Below are 15,789 nucleotides of genomic sequence, written 5' to 3'. Positions count from 1 at the left end.
ATAACTTTAAAGATTACTTTAAGAGATAAGCGGCTAGCCCCGATCATTTAGCCCTCGACGGCCTTCCACGCAGGCCTGTCGATTTCTGTTTCAAAAACCGTAGGGAGTGAATCAATGGGCAATGTCCAGGCCACCGCCAGTGCACACGAGGCGCAATGGCGCCAGGCACCGGGTGGTGAGTTGGTCGACCTTGGCCGGCCGCACCGTGCGCCGTTGGGGCAACTGCGCTTGCAGCGTCCCCCCAAGCGCTTTTCGAGTCGGCGCGAAGGGATTCTGCTGGGGTTGCTGGTAGTGGCCCTGCATGGTGCGGTGATTTATTGGGTGAGTCAGAAGCCCACCCCGGTACTGCCGATTGTGCCACCGGAAATCCCACCGATGACCATCGAATTTTCCCAGCCCGCGCCGCCGGTGGTCGAACCGCCGCCGCCCGTGCCGCCACCACCGCCGCCACCTGTGGTCGAGCCACCGCCGCCAGTCGTGGATGAGTTGGCCGCCAAGCCGGCGCCGAAAAAGATTCCGAAACCCAAGCCGGTACCCAAGCCTGTGCCTAAGCCGGTCGCCAAACCGGTGGAGCAACCGCCTGCGCCTCCCACGCCTGCGCCACCGGTTCCCGCGCCAGTCGCAGCCCCTGCACCGGCTCCGGTAACCCCCGCTTCGGCCAACGCCGCGTACCTGAAGAACCCGGCGCCCGAATACCCATCATTGGCCCAGCGCCGGGGTTGGGAAGGCACGGTGTTGTTGCGGGTGCAGGTACTGGCCAGCGGCAAACCGGGTGAGATCCAGATCCAGAAAAGCAGCGGTCGCCAGCAACTGGACGACGCCGCGCTGGCCGCCGTGAAGCGTTGGAGCTTTGTGCCGGCCAAGCAGGGCGATGTGGCCCAGAACGGCTGGGTCAGCGTACCCATCGATTTCAAGATTCACTAACTATTGCTGCGGTGTGTTGCACACGCCGCGATCTGTTCAGAGGGAAAACATCATGGCATTAGCATCTCCACTTGAATCCATCGAAAGCGCGGTGATCTGGCTGCTGGTGGCCTTTTCGGTCGCAACCTGGGGCCTGGCGTTGCTCAAAGGCGTGCAGTTCGGTCGCCTCAAGGCCCAGGATCGCAAGTTCCACAAACAGTTCTGGGCGGCGTCGAGCCTCGAGTCGGCCGCTGAACTGGCCGAAACCCAACCCGGCGCCGCTGCCCGTGTGGCCCAGGCCGGTTATGCCGCGATCCAGGTCGGTGATGCCCCCCACGCCGCCGACCTGAGCCAGGCCATCAACCACCAGGACCGCCTCGAACGCGCCCTGCGCCAACAGATCGTCCGGGAGCGCCGCTCCCTGGAAACCGGCCTGGCCGTGGTCGCCAGTATCGGCAGCACCTCGCCGTTCATAGGCCTGTTCGGCACCGTTTGGGGGATCATGGAAGCGCTCAAGGGCATCAGCGCTGCCGGTTCCGCCAGTCTGGAAACCGTAGCAGGGCCGATTGGTGCGGCGCTGGTCGCCACGGGCGTGGGTATCGCCGTCGCGGTTCCCGCGGTGTTGGTCTACAACTATTTCCTGCGTCGCCTGAAGCTCACGGCCGCCGACCTCGACGACTTTGCCCACGACTTCTACAGCCTCGCGCAGAAAAATTCATTCCGCGTGCTGCTGCACCCAACGCTGAACAAAGCCCGTGCCGGCAACCCGCAGAAAGTGAAGGAGGCATCCTGAGATGGCTTTCTCCACACAAGACAATGATGAGGTGCTGAGCGAGATCAACGTCACGCCACTGGTGGACGTGATGCTGGTGCTACTGGTGGTGTTTATCGTCACCGCGCCGCTGCTGACCAACGCCATTCCCATCAATTTGCCAAAGACCGAGTCAGTGGCACCTGTGGAACAGAAAGACCCGCTGGTGGTGAGCATCGATGACAAGGGCAAGGTGTTCATCAACAAGGACGAGATCCAGGCGGATCTGCTGGAGTCGAACCTGCAAGCCGCCAAGGCGAAAAACCCGGATGTACGCGTACAACTGCAGGCGGACAACGGGGTGAACTATGGCGAGGTTGCCCGGGCCATGGCGTCCATCGAGCGTGCGGGGATCAGCAAGTTGTCGGTGATAACGGCGAAATAGGATCGGGTGCTGGTCTTGGGTTTCTGGTGTACATCACTCGAACGACGGGCGACACAGAACGTTTGACCGAACGCCAAGTGGCTAACTAGAGTGGATAACCGTACGGCCGCCGACTGCCCTGGACATCCAAATGAGCGATTTATCCCTGCTGCTTGCCTTCATCGCTGCTGCGTCAGTGCTCACCGTGACCCCCGGCGTGGACACCGCCATGGTGCTTCGCGCTACAGCGACCGGCGGTCGACGTTCGGCGGCGATGGCTGCTATCGGTATCGTGCTCGGATGTCTGGTGTGGGGAGCCGCGGTGTCACTGGGGCTCGGTGCCCTGTTGCAAGCTTCGGAGTGGGCTTACCTCGCGCTGAAAATTGTCGGTGCCGCGTATCTCGTCTGGCTGGGTGTAAAACTGCTGTTGCGACCCAGGACGACGCTGCAAGGGCAGGGGAACGAGAACATGACGGCCTCTGCGCGTGGCGCCTTTGTTCGCGGTTTACTGACGAACCTGCTGAACCCCAAGATAGGTGTCTTCTACATCACGTTCCTCCCCCAGTTTGTTCCGAGTGGCGCGAGCGTGGCCAGCTACTCCTTCTTCCTTGCGGTGCTACACGTGCTGTTGACGCTGGCCTGGTTCGGCATTCTGGTAGCGGCGACGGTGCCACTGAGCAATTTCCTGAAGCGCCCGGCGGCCCTGAAGGCGCTCGACCGGCTCACGGGCGGTGTTTTTGTCGCGTTTGGGCTCAAGTTGGCTGTTTCCAATCCGGCTTGAGCCCAATGCCGCACTGCATGTCGATGGACGCTTGAATGTCATCGACGGCTTGGGCGCGGGAAGAGACCCGCCATGGTGGAAGAGCCCCTTCGAAAAGTGAAAAGGCTCGATGCAGGAAACCGTTGAAGCGAGCGGCATCACGCCGCAGCCCTGCCTGTTGACCGCCAATCAGGCACAGATGGGCCACTTGACCAATCACTTCCGCTTCGCCTGGCATAGGGATCCAGCGGCGGCACGTCCGTATCGCGAAGTCCAGTCGTCTTGTGTCAACACGCTGCTGAAACTCGCTTACCAACGGATCGTGCAGCGACCAGGCCCGGATGGAAACCTCCCGCCCAGGTTGTTTCTCCGCGGCAATGCTCAAATAGCGTTTCAAGATTTCGCCCGCGCTGCGACCCTGGGCGGCATAAGCGAGCATGCGTTCCGTGTAGTCTTCTTCCCAAGCGGCCAGCAAGGTGCGAACAAAATCTTCGCGATTGCGGAAATGGTGATAGAACGATCCGCGGGTCACACCCAATCGGCGCGATAGACTCTCGGCCGAAACGCCAACATGCCCTATTTGGTCGAGGGCCTCAAAACCCGCCGCGAGCCAATGGTGACGAGTTAGTTTTTTCACCGGTTATTTCGCTCCAGAGTGAGTGCCATACAGACTGTGTATGGTGCGCAACCGATTGATACGCTGCGAACACCCGCAAAGATGGCCGTTGCGTTTTGCACGCCAGCACTTTTCATGGAGCTCGCCTTGAAGAAAATCGTTCTGGTTGCTTTCGACCAATTCACGGATATCGACCTGTTCCTGATGTGGGACATTCTAGGCCGCAACACTGAGGACTGGCACGTCCGAATATTGGCTTCCAGTGCTGTCGTGCATTCGGCGCACGGTCTGCCTGTTTCGGTGCACGGTCCGCTTTCCGAGGCCAATAGTGCCGACGCGGTATTGTTCGTCAGTGGCAAGGAAGGGGTACCCGCTGCACTTGCCGATCCAGATTTCCTGCCGTCGTTTGAACTTGACGCCAGGCGCCAGCGAATCGGCTCCCTATGCGCCGGTGCTTTCATTCTCGAACGGCTTGGGTTGCTCAATGGCCAGGCAACTACACACCCGGATGCACGAGCGGGCTTGCAAGCGCTGGGACTCGAGCCCGTGGACCTGCCTCTTGTATGCCAGGGAAACGTTGCAACCGCGGGCGGATGCCTTTCGGCACTCTATCTGGTGGGATGGTTGGTTGAATCTTGGTTCGATGTCGACAAGCGCCGTGCGACATTGTGCCCCGTTCTGCCCGCTGGGCAGCAAGCGCTCTATGATGCCTTGATCGAGCTCAGTATCCGGCAAGGAAAAGTGGGCGCCTCAACAACATCCAGCCATTTCTGAACCTGACACACACCCACCGGGCGACAAGGAGCGTTTTACGACAAACCATCGCAACCAGAAACGCGACATGGCATGTCGTCCAATCAGTCGTTAGACCCAGGAGAGATCCCCGATGCCCCGAGAATTTGAGCTCATTGTGTCAGTACCGGTCCCCTTGAGGTCCGGCGTCACCCACCTTTACACGTCGATGGACCTGGCGGACGCTTTTGCGATTCGGCTCCCGGCGGGCACATCCCGCGATCCGGACTTGCTGGCTCGCTTCATTCTTTCTCACCAGCCATCCTGGATCGGATGGCTCATGAGCGTCCGAGACGCTATCGTTGCCTGTTTTGGTCTCAAGACAGCCAGACACCTGGCATCACTTGCTCATCGGATTGGACCCTTCAAGGTCTACAGCACCAACCAGACTGAAATCGTGTTGGGAGAGGACGACAAGCACCTCGACTTCCGGCTATCGATCCTATGTGCCGGAGAGACAGGGCCAGAAGGCAGTCGCCAACTGGTTTTTTCAACCGTGGTCCAGTGCCACAACCGACTAGGCCGGGCCTACATCTTCGTTATTGCCCCATTTCACCGCTTGGTTGTCAGGGCCAGCCTGCTGCGTGCAGCGCGCGTCGGTTGGCCTCTGGCGACCTGCCCCTGAGGCGGATCAACGCCTATTCTTTGGGAAGCTATCCGAAATCAAGCTGGATGCCGCGCTCGCCCATCCAGGTGTTGTAGCCGGTGTGACCTTGTGGGGCGCTCGGTTGGCTGAAATCCTCCACGGCCACGAGCGAAGCGGGCACGTTGCGACTATGCTCATTGCCACTGCAGGCAATGTATGGGTTTCAGTGATCGGCCGCCAAGGGAAGGAGTCTGTATGTGTCTGGTTCTACATGTCCGGTTCTATCGTTGGAATGACCGAATGAGCAATCTGGTAACAGATGTCCATCGGCGCATTTTGATCCCTGGGCGACCTATCGTCAGTTCGTGAGCACCCATTCACAGGGACGACGATCTCCAATCGGCAGTCCGATTTCTCCAAACCAGATCAAGCAGTCGATCCAGGCTGTCGACAGGTGCAAGTGGATGACTTTTGGTAAATCCCAAGGACGATGGAGAACAATATGAACACCAAACCGATCCACAAAATCTTGTGGCACTTCGCTGGCTGCGTGACCGGACTGGCGATGGTTGCTGCCAATCCAGCCCACGCTGCCGACAGCGGCATCGCCCGCGCCCCTACCGCAAGCCATAGCATTGCTTTCAGCAACTCCTACGCAGGCAGCGATTTCCGCAAGGTGATGGTGCGCAACTGGCAGGAGATTGCGGCCCAGGCGCAGAAGGATGGCTTGATCCGCGAGGCTCCGGTGGTCAGCGCGAACAACTCGGCGTCGGAACAAGCGGCCCATATCCAGGACCTGGTCGTCAAGGGCGTGAACGCCATCGTCATCCTGGCCGCGTCCGACACGGCCCTCAACGGGGTGATCCGCGACGCCTGCGACGCTGGCATCGTGGTGGTGGTCATGGCCAGCCTCGTCACCGAAAGCTGCGCCTATACCGTGGATTACAACTGGTCCGCCATGGGCCGCGTGGAAATGGATTATATCGCCGAGCGCCTCAAGGGGAGCGGAACGCTGCTGGAGATCCGCGGCATTGCTGGCGATGCCACCGATAAAAACATCAGCGACGGCATTCGCAAGGCCGCCAGCGACTATCCGGGCCTGAAGTTCGCCAAGACCGTCTACGGCAACTGGACCGCTTCCGTCGCACGCAAGGAGGTGGCGCTGGCGTTGCCGTCGCTGCCCAACATCGATGCCGTCGCGACTCAAGGGGGCGACGGTTATGGCGCGGCCATGGCGTTCAAGGCGGCAGGACGCCCTTTGCCGATCATCGTGATGGGAAATCGCCAGGACGAACTGGCCCTGTGGAAACAGGAGCGCGATGCCAATGGCTACGAGACCGTCTCGGTCTCCGCCTCCCCAAGCGTCTCCCAGGTGGGGTTCTGGGTGGCTCAGCAGATTCTGGCGGGCAAGCAGGTGCCGAAGTTCGTCGAAGTGCCGCTGGTGCGTATCGATGGAAAAGACCTGGACGCCTGGCTCGCTACTATGCCGGTGGGCGGCGCCGCCAATCCTTCTTATGACCAGGCCTCCGTGGTGGCGATGATCGACGCGGCCATCAACCATACGGCGCCGCCGACGCCTTTGCCGGAGGTGACGAAACCGTAGTGGCGGACGGGGGGCGCGGCGCCATGTCGACATTCAGACCCGCCACGGACAGGCCCATTGCCGTCAGGATTGGCCTGGCGGTCGCCGCGCTGGTGTTCCTGATGCTGGCGGTGTCGCTGGTGAACCTCTACGGCCTGCGCGGCATGGTACGTGCGGTGGATTCCGCCAGCCATTCCGCGGAAATTCTCGCCTCGGTCAACGGTGCCACCGGGCGGGTGGAGAACTTCATCGCCACCCGCGACCAGGAAAGCCTGTCCCAGGCCGAAGGCATGGTGGCGACGGCGATCGCCGGCCTCTCGGCCATTGCGGTGGCAGAGGCGCAATCGCTCAAGGGCAGTCTGGAAAGGCTCGCGACGGCGATCGCCGCCTTGCGGGCCGCGAGCCTGGCCATGGATGGCGAAACGGAGAACATGACCGCCCACTACAGCCGGATGCGAGAGGCGACGATCCTCGTCGAACAGGGCATCGCCGATGGGTTGAAGGGGCTTGAGTCCCGCACCGCTGAGCACGAGGCGCGGGTGAGCGACATCGAAAGCGCCCATCGCATCCTGGATATCCTGCGCAACGGCGAACGGATCATCACCGCCAATGTGGCCAGGATGCTGGTGACCGGTGACGGGGCGGCCGCCACTGCTGCGCGCAACGCCAGCGCGGCACTCCGGCCCGTGGTCGAACAATTGCGCGAGTTGATGGGGACACCGCAGCAGAGAGAGGCCCTGGACCAGTTGGCCGCCGCGCTCGACGCGGCCAGCGTGGCGCTCGGGAATCTTGGCGAGGCGCCCAAGCTCCGGGGAGGCGAGGCCTTGCGGTATCTCGCCGCCATCGGGGAGACGGCCGAGCGCCTCGAGACAATGTTGGAGGAAGTGGAAGGGCACGTTGTCCATGACGCCAGCGACATTCAGGCAGCAACCGGTTTGCTGCAAAATGCCGCCGCATTGTCCAAGCGTTTCGCCGAGCGTGTTGCCACCCTGGAGGCGCAGACCTTGTCGTTTCGCCTGTCACCGTCGGCCGAGGTCGCCGACGCTGTCGACCACATCCTGGACGAGCTCTCCCGGCTCTCTCGGGTTCTCCCGGCATCCGTAGGACTGCAGGCCAAGGCAACGCCCCTGACGGTCAGCGATCAGATCGCCGGCTACCGGGCGGCATTCGCCAGGTTCCATCAGGCGAGCAACGCCTTGAGCGACGCGCGCGACCAGGTTCGCAACGAGGCACGGAGCGCCGGCCTGCTGGTGGCGCGTTTCGCCGGTCAAGCGCGCTCCGACGCCTTGGTCCACAACGATCGCGGCATGCTTGCGACGATCGTCGCAGGGACCGTCGCCATCCTGTTGGCCGGCGCCATCGCCTGGAGCACGTCGCGATTTGTCGCTCAACCCATCGTGGCCCTGGCCTCGGTCATGCGCCGGCTTGCGGCTGGCGACCTGAACGCCGAGATCGCCAGCGCCGGACGCGGCGACGAGATTGGAATCATGACCCGCGCCGTACGGGTGTTCCAGGAAAATGCCCTGCGCATCCGGGTGTTGGAGGCCGAAGCCGAGGCCGAGCGACAGCAAGTCCAGGCCTCTTTGGAAAGAATGGTCGCCGAACGGACCGACACGCTGCACCACCAGACCGAGGTGCTGGAGGCACAGGCCATCGAACTCATTCAGGCGCGCAACCAGGCCGAGGCGGCTAACCAGGCAAAGAGCGATTTCGTGGCCACGGTCAGCCACGAACTGCGCACCCCCCTGACCCTCATTCTCGCCCCGCTGGAACAGCTCTCGGCGGCGACCACCCCGCCAACGGACTGGCATGTGCAAATCGACCGCGCCCAACGCAACGCGTTGCGCCTGATGAACCGGGTGAACGACATCCTCGATTTCTCCAAGGCTGAAGCAGGCAAGTTCGAGTTGTGCCCAACGCCCATTGACTTGAACAAGGTGGTGGGCGTGCTGGCCGAAGACGCCGCCATGGTTGCCGAGGGCAAGGGCTGCACCTTGACTTGCAGCATCGATCCCACGCTCGGCACGGTGTTCCTAGATCCCCAACACTTCGAGAAGATTCTTCTCAACCTGGTGAGCAATGCCATCAAGTTCACACCGGCCGGCGGCACGGTGCACCTGGCTGTCACGCCGCTCGATGGCGAGCGATTTGAACTCGCGGTGCAGGACTCGGGGATTGGCATTGCGCCTGACAAACTGCCGCTGCTGTTCCAGCGTTTTTCCCAGATCGACAATTCCGCCACGCGGCACTACAGCGGCACAGGCATCGGTCTCGCCCTGGTCAAGGATCTGGTCGAATTGATGGGGGGGGAAGTCGGTGTCAACAGCGAGCCCGGACGGGGTTCGTGCTTCTTTGTTCGACTTCCGCTGGGGACCGAGCCCAACACCGTACCGACGGAAGCCAGCACGATGCACGAGCGATCGTCATCGAGCACGACAAGCACTACCGAGCAGCGTCATCTGCGTTTCGATGACGGTCGCCTTGGCAGTCGCGACGACCGGGCTTCGATCCAAGGCGCAGACGATGAGCAGCCTCCGGAACATGCCTCGCGATCCAGAGTGCTGGTGGTCGACGACAGCCCGGAGATGCTGGCCTATCTCCGCGAGCTTTTGCGAGACGATTACCTCGTCACCACCGCAACCGATGGCGAGCAGGCCTGGGCGCTGCTGCAGCTTCGACCCTTCGATGTCGTGGTTTCGGATGTGATGATGCCGCAGCTCGACGGTTTCGGCTTGACAGCCAGGATCAAAGCCAGCGCCGGTTTTGCTCATTTACCCGTGATCTTGGTGACCGCCCGTGGCGGTAGCGAGGCCTGCGTCTCCGGGCTGGAGAGTGGTGCCGATGACTATATCGCCAAACCCTTTTCGCCGCTGGAGCTCAAGGCTCGCGTACGCGCGGCGCTGCGCATGGGCCAGGTGCAAACCGAACTGCACGCAAAATCCCGTCAGGCGGGCATGGCCGAAATCGCGACGACGGTGCTGCACAACGTCGGCAACGTCCTCAACAGCGTGAACGTGTCGGCAGAGCTGGTCAGCAGCCAGATGCGCACCTCCAAGGCCCAGGGGCTGGGCAAGGTGGCTCAACTGATGAACGAACACGTCCATGACCTGAGCGATTTTCTCACCAAAGACCACAAGGGAAAGATGCTGCCCGACTACCTGCTCAAGTTGGCGGAGGTCGTGGCGGTAGAGCAACAGAGCATCATCGAAGAACTCGGGCAACTCACCAAGGGCATTGACCACATCAAGACCATTGTCGCCGCCCAGCAGTCCTATGCTGTTGCCGTCAGTATTGTCGAGACCGTGCCGGTCGTGGAGTTGATCGACGATGCCTTGCGCATGAGTGCTGGATTGCTGGCGCGCCAGGAGGTGGCGATGGTCAAGGACATTGCCGACTTGCCCCTGCTGCCGTTGGACCGGCACCGGGTTCTGCTGATACTGGTGAACCTGATCGGCAATGCCAAGCAGGCGTTGGACGGCGTGATCGATCGCAGCCCATGCGTCACGTTCAGCGCGTTCCTCGTTGACGGGGCCGTATTGCGCATCACGGTGGCCGACAACGGCAATGGGATTGCGCCTGAGCACCTGAAACGTATTTTTTCCCACGGTTTCACGACGCGCAAAGACGGTCACGGTTTTGGCCTGCACAGCTGCGCGCTGGCCGCGCAGGAAATGGGTGGCAGCTTGACCGTGCACAGCGACGGGGTTGGGCAGGGCGCAACCTTTACCCTTGATATTCCCCTTGATGCTTCGCTGAGCAAGCGATGAATACCGAACCGATGCCTGCCCGGTCTGGTTGGAGCCTCAAAGGGGAATGTGGGTGGTCGACAAGACCTGGCGCAACCCCATGAATGAGCGAATCTGGCGAACGCCGGGCAGGTAAAGCAGTTGCTCCGCGTGGAGCCGGTTGAAGCTGTTGCTGTCCTTGGTTCGTATCAACATGAAGTAGTCGAATTCTCCCGTCACCACATGGCATTCCATGCAGCCGGACACTTTTTGTGCGGCCGCCTCGAATGCGGCGAAGGATTCCGGTGTGGAACGGTCCAGCACCACGCCGATCAAGACCACCATCCCCGCATCCAGCGCTTCATTGTCCAGCAGTGCGACGATGTCCTTGATCAGGCCGACCTGCTTGAGTCGTTCGACACGCCTGAGGCAAGCCGGGGCACTCAGTTTCACCTTCTCTGCAAGCGCCACGTTGGAGATCGAGGCATCTCGTTGCAGGACCTTGAGAATCGCGCGGTCGGTTCGATCCAGTGGATGCGGCACCGGGGCCGAAGCAGTCGGCTTCTTGTGAGTATTTGTTGCTTTCATATTGAATTCCGAGCATTAAAAATAGGTTTTATGTGCTTTAGTAGAAATTATGTTTTTATAAATGGCAGAAACTTGCAACACATATTTTTCGAATTCTTCTTAATATTGAACTCATCGAAGCCCCTCCTGAAAGAGCCTGGAATGTGGCCTTTTCACTTTCGGTCTGGCGCTTGGATATCCAATATCGAGGAGCAGAGTCATGAACCTGAATCGTTTCAAACGTTATCCATTGACCTTCGGTCCTTCTCCCATCACGCCCTTGAAGCGTCTCAGTGAACATCTGGGTGGCAAGGTCGAGCTGTATGCCAAGCGTGAAGACTGCAACAGTGGCCTGGCCTTCGGCGGGAACAAGACACGCAAGCTCGAATACCTGATTCCCGAAGCGATCGAGCAAGGCTGCGATACCCTGGTCTCTATCGGTGGCATCCAGTCGAACCAGACCCGCCAGGTCGCTGCGGTCGCTGCCCACTTGGGCATGAAGTGCGTGCTGGTGCAGGAAAACTGGGTGAACTATTCCGACGCGGTGTATGACCGGGTGGGCAACATCGAGATGTCGCGCATCATGGGGGCGGACGTGCGGCTTGATGCGGCAGGTTTCGATATTGGTATCCGGCCAAGTTGGGAAAAGGCCATGAGCGATGTCGTGGAGCAGGGTGGCAAGCCGTTCCCGATCCCGGCGGGTTGTTCCGAGCATCCCTATGGCGGCCTCGGGTTCGTCGGCTTTGCCGAGGAAGTGCGGGAGCAGGAAAAACAGCTGGGTTTCAAGTTCGACTACATCGTGGTCTGTTCCGTGACCGGCAGTACCCAGGCCGGCATGGTCGTCGGTTTCGCCGCGGACGGCCGTTCGAAGAACGTGATCGGTATCGATGCCTCGGCCAAGCCAGAGAAAACCAAGGCACAGATCCTGCGTATCGCCCGGCATACCGCGGAACTGGTGGAGTTGGGCCGCGAAATCACCGAAGAGGACGTGGTGCTCGATACGCGGTTCGCCTATCCGGAATACGGTTTGCCTAACGACGGTACGCTAGAAGCCATTCGCCTGTGCGGCAGCCTGGAAGGTGTGCTGACCGATCCGGTGTACGAAGGAAAATCCATGCACGGGATGATTGAAATGGTCCGCCGTGGCGAGTTCCCCGAAGGCTCGAAAGTGCTTTACGCGCACTTGGGCGGGGCGCCGGCACTGAATGCCTACAGCTTCCTGTTCCGCAACGGCTGACTCACGCCAATGAGCTGTAGGCGAGCGCTTGCTCACGAAGCGGTGGGGCAGTTGGCATTCATGTTGAATGTCACGGCCTCATCGTCGGATCGCCGCTCGGAGCGAGCCGCTGCAACCCAACCGCCGGGAGTACCGCCATGCATGCGATATCGCAATCCGCAGTCTGGATCAAGGAACCTTCGGCGGATGCCGGGGTGGTCATCGTGACCAGCGCCGCGCTGCCCAAGTACATGATCGACAAGCTGCACGTGACGATAGATGACTGGGACCAGGTGGCTTATCTGGCCGTCAAGCAATCCGAGGCGTTGCTGGTCGACTGGTTGCGGGTCGGGTCCAGCCCGGAGCCGTCCGCCGGGCGCGACGCGTGTTATGCCAGCCAGCTGTTGCGCACCGTCCCCCACGGCAGCTTTTTACTGGAAGTCGGCACGGTGCCTGGCCTGACCTGGCTGGGATCCGTCTGCGGCCACCCGCTGCGCGTCGTCGAACTGGGAACGATAGCCTCATCCACTGCGGCGATGGATCGACAGGTGGAAGAGGTGCTATCGGCGACCCGGAGTCTGGCTAAAAGCGTGCTGCAGGCGCGCGGCGTCATTTAACCCAGTCCTCGTCAATTCGCCCGTAGAAACCAGAAAGGCAACGCTTATGAGCCGAACCGCCGAGGGGCGTACCCACGCAATGAGGTGGATGCGCGAGCCTTCCAGTTGTACGCGTATCGTGGTCATCGTGAGCGGACTCGATAGCGATCATATCGATTTGATCCATCAGGGGTTCAGCTGTTTCGACAATGTCGCGCTGATCCATGTCGATACGATGAGCACCGCGACGGGCAAGCTCGTTGGCGTGCAAATGGCCAACAGTGACTACAGTTTTGTGGTGCTCGGTGAACTGGATGAGCGCTTCTTGCACGACCTTTCCATTGACCAACCCTGCCTCTACCCGGTCGCACCGGACGAAGCGGCCGAACGCTCCGTCATTGCCGCGGTGGAGCAGGTAAAACGCCTCGCCCGAGGCAGCCACTCGCGCCACCTTGAAGTGATACCCGACATCTGCAGGAGTTGCCTATGAACCTGTCCGATCTCCACGCCCAATGGCCGGGCCCGGCTGCCGAGGACGAAGAAATGGCCGAGTGGCGTGAGGCTTTGCTCTCTGTCGCGGCCCATGGCGGCACGGGCCGGGCAAGACAGATCCTCGACATGCTGCTGGCTGTGGCAAGCACTTCGGATATCGGCTGGCGGCCGCGCCATGGCACCCCTTACATCAATACCATCAGCGTTGAGCGGCAACCGGTGTTTCCCGGGGACCTGGCCATCGAAGAGCGTCTGGCATCGATCATGCGCTGGAATGCCCTGGCGATGGTCGCCCGGGCCAATCACGCCTATGGGGAGTTGGGCGGACACATCGCCAGTTACGCCAGCGCGGCGGATCTGTTTGAAGTGGGCTTCAATCACTTCTTCAAGGCGCGCACCCCAACCGGCGGCGGCGATCTGGTGTTCTACCAACCCCACTCGGCGCCAGGCGTCTATGCCCGGGCGTTCCTCGAGGGACGCCTGGAGGAAAAGGATCTGCAGCACTATCGGCAGGAGATCGGCGCGCGCGCCAATGGCGCCCGGGGGTTGTCGAGTTATCCGCATCCCTGGTTGATGCCGGACTTCTGGCAGTTCCCGACGGGCTCCATGGGGATCGGTCCGATCAGCTCGATCTACCAGGCGCGTTTCATGCGTTACCTGGAACACCGCGGCCTGCAAAAGACCTCGGGGCGGACCGTCTGGGGCGTGTTTGGCGACGGTGAAATGGATGAGCCGGAAAGCATGTCGGCGTTGACCCTGGCGGCGCGCGAAGGGCTGGATAACCTGGTCTGGGTGGTCAACTGCAACCTCCAGCGCCTGGACGGCCCGGTGCGTGGCAACGGTCGCATCATCGACGAGCTCGAGGCGTTGTTCGGCGGCGCGGGCTGGAACGTGATCAAACTGGTATGGGGTTCCGACTGGGACAGATTGTTTGCCCAGGATAAAGACGGCGCGTTGGTCAGGGCATTGTCGACCACGGTCGATGGCCAGTTCCAGACGTTCGCGGCCAAGGATGGGCGCTTCAACCGTGAGCATTTCTTCGGCCAGGACGAAGCCCTGGCGCATTTGGCCCAAGGCCTGACGGACGAGCAGATCGACCGCCTCAAGCGCGGTGGTCATGACCTGGTGAAGATCTTTGCCGCGTATCAAAGTGCGATGCTCGAGGGCAAGAGACCTACGGTCATCCTGGCCCAGACCAAGAAGGGCTTCGGCATGGGCGACGCCGGGCAAGGCAAGATGACCGTGCACCAGCAGAAGAAACTCGACAGTGAGGCGTTGATCGCGTTTCGCAACCGTTTCAACCTGCCGTTGACCGATGAGCAGGCCATCTCCCTGAGCTTCTTCAAGCCGAGTGACGACAGCGCGGAAATGCGCTACCTGCATGCACGCCGCCAGGCGTTGGGCGGCTACATGCCGGCGCGACCTTCGGCCAGCGAGTCATTGCCCGTACCTGATGTAAATAGCTATGCCGGGTTTGCCATCGCCGCCCAAGGCAAGGAAATGTCCACCACCATGGCCTTCGTGCGGATGCTCAGCGGTTTGCTCCGGGACAAGCAACTGGGCCCGCGCATCGTGCCGATCGTGGCGGATGAAGCGCGCACGTTCGGCATGGCCAGCCTGTTCAAGCAGATCGGCATCTACTCCAGCGTGGGGCAGCGTTACGAGCCGGAGGACATTGGTTCGATCCTCAGTTATCGGGAAGCCCTGGACGGGCAGATTCTCGAAGAGGGCATCAGCGAGGCGGGGGCGATCAGTTCCTGGGTTGCTGCCGCGACCAGCTATTCGGTGCATGGTTTGCCGATGCTGCCGTTCTACATCTATTACTCGATGTTCGGCTTCCAGCGCATCGGCGACTTGATCTGGGCGGCGGCGGATCAGCGGGCCCGCGGTTTTCTGCTCGGTGCCACCGCAGGCCGCACGACATTGGGTGGCGAAGGTCTGCAGCATCAGGACGGCAACAGTCATCTGATGGCGGCGATGGTCCCCAATTGTCGGGCTTACGATCCGGCATTCGCCGGCGAGTTCGCGGTGATCCTGGATCACGGCATGCGCCAGATGCTGGAGCGCCAGGTCGACGAGTTTTACTACGTCACCTTGATGAACGAGAACTACCCGCAGCCCAACCTTCCTGAAGGTGTCGAACAGGCCATTATCCAGGGCATGTATCTGTTCGCCCGGCATGAAGTCGAGGATGCCCGTGGACGTGTTCAGTTGTTGGGTTCCGGCGCCATCCTGCGCGAAGTGATAGCCGCCGCCGAATTGCTGGCGAGCGATTGGGGGATCGACAGTCAGGTCTGGAGCGTTACCAGCTTCACCGAATTGGCACGTGATGCTCGTGAAGTGGAGCGCTGGAATCGGCTGCATCCCGGACAACCTGCCAAGCGCAGTCATGTTCAAGAATGCCTCCACGACTCGGCGTCCATCATTGCCTGTACCGATTACGTACGCGCCTTGCCCCAGTTGATTGCCAGCTATCTTGATGGCCATTACACGGTGCTCGGCACCGACGGGTTTGGCCGCAGCGATACCCGCAGCCAACTGCGCAGGTTCTTCGAGGTGGACCGCCACCAGATCGTCCTGAGTGCGCTGACCTCCCTGGTGCATGAGGGGCGTCTGGACGCCAGTGTCTGTGCCGAGGCCATTGCGCGCTACGCCATTGACGTTGACGTCGTGGCCCCTTGGGACGCTTGAGGCCGGCTTCAACCTGTGGGAGCGCGCCTGCTCGCGATAGCGGTGGTTCAGTCGCAGGGATGTTGGGCTTGCTGGCCTCATCGCGAGC

14 protein-coding genes and 2 pseudogenes are annotated in these 15,789 nt (G+C 61.2%); 14 read left to right on the top strand and 2 right to left on the bottom strand.

Going from position 1 to position 15,789, the window contains the following annotated elements:
* Positions 1 to 114: 114 nt before the first annotated feature.
* The 4 genes from BLU85_RS13465 to BLU85_RS13450 all read left to right on the top strand — a co-directional run bounded on the left by BLU85_RS13465 (position 115) and on the right by BLU85_RS13450 (position 2,859).
* A complete protein-coding gene (locus tag BLU85_RS13465; RefSeq protein ID WP_092203030.1) occupies positions 115 to 924 on the top strand; it encodes an energy transducer TonB in 810 nt (269 codons plus the stop codon).
* A 52-nt stretch (positions 925 to 976) separates the two neighbouring features.
* On the top strand, positions 977 to 1,696 hold the full coding sequence (locus BLU85_RS13460) for a MotA/TolQ/ExbB proton channel family protein (RefSeq protein WP_371128535.1): 720 nt from the start codon (positions 977 to 979) through the stop codon (positions 1,694 to 1,696).
* Between the two features lies 1 nt (position 1,697).
* Complete coding sequence (locus tag BLU85_RS13455) at positions 1,698 to 2,099, top strand: ExbD/TolR family protein (RefSeq protein WP_092203032.1); 402 nt, start codon at positions 1,698 to 1,700, stop codon at positions 2,097 to 2,099.
* 130 nt (positions 2,100 to 2,229) lie between these two features.
* Positions 2,230 to 2,859 (top strand): LysE family translocator, encoded by a 630-nt coding sequence (locus BLU85_RS13450; RefSeq protein ID WP_092203034.1) that lies wholly within the window; start codon positions 2,230 to 2,232, stop codon positions 2,857 to 2,859.
* Here the strand turns inward: BLU85_RS13450 and BLU85_RS13445 are convergent.
* Positions 2,831 to 3,475 carry a TetR/AcrR family transcriptional regulator gene (locus BLU85_RS13445; protein WP_256572871.1) on the bottom strand — a complete coding sequence of 215 codons (645 nt, stop codon included), beginning with the start codon at positions 3,473 to 3,475 and terminating at the stop codon, positions 2,831 to 2,833. The two genes, BLU85_RS13450 and BLU85_RS13445, sit on opposite strands and share 29 nt — an antisense overlap.
* 126 nt (positions 3,476 to 3,601) lie before the next feature.
* On the opposite strand from BLU85_RS13445, the gene BLU85_RS13440 reads away from it, so the two are divergent.
* The 6 genes and pseudogenes from BLU85_RS13440 (at position 3,602) to BLU85_RS31710 (ending at position 10,181) form a co-directional block, all read left to right on the top strand.
* Positions 3,602 to 4,228 (top strand): DJ-1/PfpI family protein, encoded by a 627-nt coding sequence (locus BLU85_RS13440; protein ID WP_092203072.1) that lies wholly within the window; start codon positions 3,602 to 3,604, stop codon positions 4,226 to 4,228.
* 112 nt (positions 4,229 to 4,340) lie between these two features.
* Positions 4,341 to 4,871, top strand: a complete 531-nt coding sequence (locus BLU85_RS13435; protein WP_092203036.1) for a DUF2867 domain-containing protein — start codon at positions 4,341 to 4,343, stop codon at positions 4,869 to 4,871.
* Positions 4,872 to 5,334: 463 nt separating this feature from the next.
* The gene (locus BLU85_RS13430) at positions 5,335 to 6,435 is read left to right on the top strand and encodes an ABC transporter substrate-binding protein (RefSeq protein WP_092203038.1); all 1,101 of its coding nucleotides are present in this window, start codon (positions 5,335 to 5,337) and stop codon (positions 6,433 to 6,435) included.
* 23 nt (positions 6,436 to 6,458) lie between these two features.
* A pseudogene (locus BLU85_RS31720) lies at positions 6,459 to 8,774 on the top strand (ATP-binding protein); the annotation flags it as partial.
* 48 nt (positions 8,775 to 8,822) lie between these two features.
* Positions 8,823 to 9,320: pseudogene (locus tag BLU85_RS31715) on the top strand (response regulator transcription factor); the annotation flags it as partial.
* A complete protein-coding gene (locus BLU85_RS31710) occupies positions 9,321 to 10,181 on the top strand; it encodes a sensor histidine kinase (RefSeq protein WP_371914239.1) in 861 nt (286 codons plus the stop codon).
* A gap of 36 nt (positions 10,182 to 10,217) precedes the next feature.
* Here BLU85_RS31710 and BLU85_RS13420 read toward each other — a convergent pair whose 3' ends face one another.
* Positions 10,218 to 10,727, bottom strand: coding sequence for an Lrp/AsnC family transcriptional regulator (locus BLU85_RS13420; protein ID WP_092203040.1), 510 nt, complete (start codon positions 10,725 to 10,727; stop codon positions 10,218 to 10,220).
* 199 nt (positions 10,728 to 10,926) lie between these two features.
* On the opposite strand from BLU85_RS13420, the gene BLU85_RS13415 reads away from it, so the two are divergent.
* The 4 genes from BLU85_RS13415 (at position 10,927) to mdeB (ending at position 15,701) form a co-directional block, all read left to right on the top strand.
* Positions 10,927 to 11,943 (top strand): 1-aminocyclopropane-1-carboxylate deaminase, encoded by a 1,017-nt coding sequence (locus BLU85_RS13415; protein ID WP_060742854.1) that lies wholly within the window; start codon positions 10,927 to 10,929, stop codon positions 11,941 to 11,943.
* Positions 11,944 to 12,080: 137 nt separating this feature from the next.
* Positions 12,081 to 12,539, top strand: a complete 459-nt coding sequence (locus BLU85_RS13410) for a transketolase (protein WP_092203042.1) — start codon at positions 12,081 to 12,083, stop codon at positions 12,537 to 12,539.
* A gap of 46 nt (positions 12,540 to 12,585) precedes the next feature.
* Entirely contained in the window at positions 12,586 to 13,008 is a 423-nt protein-coding gene (locus tag BLU85_RS13405) for a hypothetical protein (RefSeq protein WP_092203044.1), read from the top strand.
* Positions 13,005 to 15,701, top strand: a complete 2,697-nt coding sequence (gene mdeB / locus BLU85_RS13400) for an alpha-ketoglutarate dehydrogenase (protein ID WP_092203046.1) — start codon at positions 13,005 to 13,007, stop codon at positions 15,699 to 15,701. The genes BLU85_RS13405 and mdeB overlap by 4 nt, the downstream gene beginning before the upstream one ends.
* The last annotated feature ends 88 nt before the right edge of the window (positions 15,702 to 15,789 follow it).

It is taken from the genome of Pseudomonas sp. NFACC14 (genome assembly GCF_900106885.1).
GTDB classification, from domain to species: Bacteria; Pseudomonadota; Gammaproteobacteria; order Pseudomonadales; family Pseudomonadaceae; genus Aquipseudomonas; species Aquipseudomonas fluorescens_AA.
The sequence above is the reverse complement of the archived record's forward strand: the minus strand, read 5'-3'. Positions and strand labels throughout refer to the sequence as shown.

Excerpts from the sequence above, each read along its gene's own strand:
- BLU85_RS13465 (WP_092203030.1), top strand. The coding sequence starts at position 115 with ATGGGCAATGTCCAGGCCACCGCCAGTGCACACGAGGCGCAATGGCGC.
- BLU85_RS13460 (WP_371128535.1), top strand. The coding sequence starts at position 977 with ATGGCATTAGCATCTCCACTTGAATCCATCGAAAGCGCGGTGATCTGG.
- BLU85_RS13455 (WP_092203032.1), top strand. The coding sequence starts at position 1,698 with ATGGCTTTCTCCACACAAGACAATGATGAGGTGCTGAGCGAGATCAAC.
- BLU85_RS13450 (WP_092203034.1), top strand. The coding sequence starts at position 2,230 with ATGAGCGATTTATCCCTGCTGCTTGCCTTCATCGCTGCTGCGTCAGTG.
- BLU85_RS13435 (WP_092203036.1), top strand. The coding sequence starts at position 4,341 with ATGCCCCGAGAATTTGAGCTCATTGTGTCAGTACCGGTCCCCTTGAGG.
- BLU85_RS13430 (WP_092203038.1), top strand. The coding sequence starts at position 5,335 with ATGAACACCAAACCGATCCACAAAATCTTGTGGCACTTCGCTGGCTGC.
- BLU85_RS31710 (WP_371914239.1), top strand. The coding sequence starts at position 9,321 with ATGGGCCAGGTGCAAACCGAACTGCACGCAAAATCCCGTCAGGCGGGC.
- BLU85_RS13420 (WP_092203040.1), bottom strand. The coding sequence starts at position 10,727 with ATGAAAGCAACAAATACTCACAAGAAGCCGACTGCTTCGGCCCCGGTG.
- BLU85_RS13415 (WP_060742854.1), top strand. The coding sequence starts at position 10,927 with ATGAACCTGAATCGTTTCAAACGTTATCCATTGACCTTCGGTCCTTCT.
- BLU85_RS13410 (WP_092203042.1), top strand. The coding sequence starts at position 12,081 with ATGCATGCGATATCGCAATCCGCAGTCTGGATCAAGGAACCTTCGGCG.
- BLU85_RS13405 (WP_092203044.1), top strand. The coding sequence starts at position 12,586 with ATGAGCCGAACCGCCGAGGGGCGTACCCACGCAATGAGGTGGATGCGC.
- mdeB (WP_092203046.1), top strand. The coding sequence starts at position 13,005 with ATGAACCTGTCCGATCTCCACGCCCAATGGCCGGGCCCGGCTGCCGAG.